This is a genomic window from Paenibacillus sp. N119s (assembly GCF_059447605.1).
This window is the reverse complement of record NZ_JCAJRU010000394.1, coordinates 1-2,458: the sequence shown is the minus strand read 5'-3', so window position 1 is coordinate 2,458 and position 2,458 is coordinate 1. Positions and strand designations below refer to the sequence as shown.

Genomic DNA, 2,458 nt, shown 5'->3' with positions numbered 1-2,458 from the left:
CATAAAGCATGCTCCAATTCATCGCCAGTCCCTTCACCCAAAGATCCACAATCTTCGCATATTTCCGTTTCCCGATCCAGGCAGCGATCGTTTTTTCCATATCTTCATCTTCTATCAGTGCGGACAGTGCCTCTTTATTTCGCTTGACCTGTCCTCGGTACAGTTCGGATATCCCATCGTGGCCTTCTAGAAATCCTTCCAGCTTTTCCACCAGTGCTGGCATCGATTCGGCAATTACCGCCAGGCGTTCTTCCATCGCTTCACGTCCTACCTGGAGCGTGTAGGCTGCATCAGCCAGATTGCTTTCTGTGACCTCTCCTTTCCCGATCACGGACAGTAATCTCTCGACCTGCTGTTTCAGTCGTTCCTCATTTTTGGCCGACAACACAATAATAACGGGGTTGTGAGCTGTCACACGGATGGGCGCCTTCTCTTCCGGAACGTACTCTTCAATGATGACATGGGCATTGGCACCTCCTGCTCCAAACGATGAAATCCCCGCCATCCTCGGGTATTCCCGTGTCTCTCCACCGAGCTCAACTACCGGCCGCTTCCATTCCTCCAGCTCCTGCTGGACAACAAACGGCGTCTGCTCAAAAGGAATGTTCGGATTTAGTTCCTGGGCGTGCAGGCTGGGAACCAGCGTCCGGTTTTTCATCTGCAGGACAATTTTCCCAATCCCTGCGATGCCCGCTGCCGCCTCTAAATGTCCGATGTTGGACTTCACAGAGCCCACGGCGCAAAATCCTTTGTCTGCCGTATCCTTCCTGAAGGCCTGGGTCAGACCGGTTACTTCAATAGGATCTCCCAGTTCTGTACCGGTTCCGTGAGCTTCGATATAGCTGATGGTCCGGGCATGTACCCCGGCTCGCTCTAGTGCTGACCGGATCAGCTCCCCTTGAGCAGTCGGGTTAGGCACTGTATACCCGTTGGTCTTGCCTCCATGGTTGATACTCGTTCCCCGGATGAGCGCATGGATCGGGTCTCCATCTGCTATCGCCTTGGACAGCGGCTTCAATAGCACGACCCCCACGCCTTCTCCTGGGACAAAGCCGTTGCCTCCCTTTCCGAAGCTCTTGCACTGTCCGTCTATGGACAGCATCTGGTTCGCGCAAAGTCCGACATAGCTCAGCGGATGCAGATACAGGTTCACTCCTCCTGCCATGGCCAGCTCGCATTCTCCGCGGTACAGATGCTCACACGCTTCATGAATCGCAGTCAACGAAGACGAACACATCGTATCCACCGGCATGCTCGGGCCCTGCAAATTGAACAGGTACGAAATTCGGTTGGCTACCGAGCTAAAGGAAGTGTGAGGGAATATTTGCGCTCCCTTTCTCCATAGATCAAGACCGTACAGATCAAATCCTGTTTTGGTAATTCCCGCAAATACACCTACCCGGCTGTTATGTCGTACTGCAAGCTGTTCTCTGGTGTAGCCTGCATCCTCCATCGCTTCCCAGCAGGCTTCAATGAACAGCCTTTCCTGAGGGTCCATACTGAGTGCTTCCCGCGGTGCAATATTAAAAAACAGTGGATCGAATTCCGCAAAGTCTTCGATAAAACCGCCCCACTTGCTGTAACTTTTGCCATGCGCAGCTGCTTCCTCTTTATCAGGCTGAAAGAATCCTTCCAGCGACCAGCGTTCCTGCGGGATTTCGCCGATACAATCCTTCCCTGCTTTGAGATTTTCCCAATATTCGTTCATGTCCTTCGAACCTGGATACTTGCCTGCCATACCAATGATGGCGATCGGTTCACGTGTTTCCTCTGCGCCAGACTGCACATAGCTTCGAACCGGCTTCACGTAGCTTCGGGTAAGCTTCGCTGTCGCCTCTTCCGCAATCGTTTGTTCCGCAACTGACGCGCTTTCTTCTTCGGCACACCGGGTTGCCGCAGTCGTTTCCTCCACCAGCTGCATGTCTGGACTCATTCCGACCCACTGCATACACTCCGGTGCGTATTCTGCCACTAAATGTTCTGCCAGGGCACGCAAGGTCTGGTACTCGTAAAACAACGTCTTGGACAGCTCGCCAAAAGACCCTGCCAGCTTGGCATTCAGCTGGGTAATCATGATGGAATCGATGCCATAGCGCTCTAGCGGTTCATGAGCTTCGATGCTACCAACGCTCAGCCGGGTCACCTCTCCCAACAGCGCTTTGAGATGATACAAGGTTTTATCGTAAAGCAAACCTGTATCCAGCTTCGGTGCAGATGCCCGTATCGCACGGATATCGGCCTGTGATACAGCTTTCCCCAGATAGGCCTCGATTTTCTCGGGCTCTCCTTCCAGAACCATCACCTGCTCCCTGCTTGAGGACAGACATTGGTACAGCGCCTGAATGCCCGACTCGGTCTGTAGAGGCGTAATGCCCATGTTCTGTCTCATGAGCTTTTCCGTGTCCGCATCGATCCGCATCCCGCCCTCTTTCCATAGCGGCCAGCGGATGGATAGCGT

1 protein-coding gene is annotated in these 2,458 nt (G+C 53.4%); it reads right to left on the bottom strand.

Features of this window, described 5'->3' with window-relative positions; genetic code table 11:
• On the bottom strand, positions 1 to 2,458 hold a 2,458-nt coding region (locus tag AC5V8P_RS25055; protein ID WP_495474003.1), incomplete at both ends, for a type I polyketide synthase.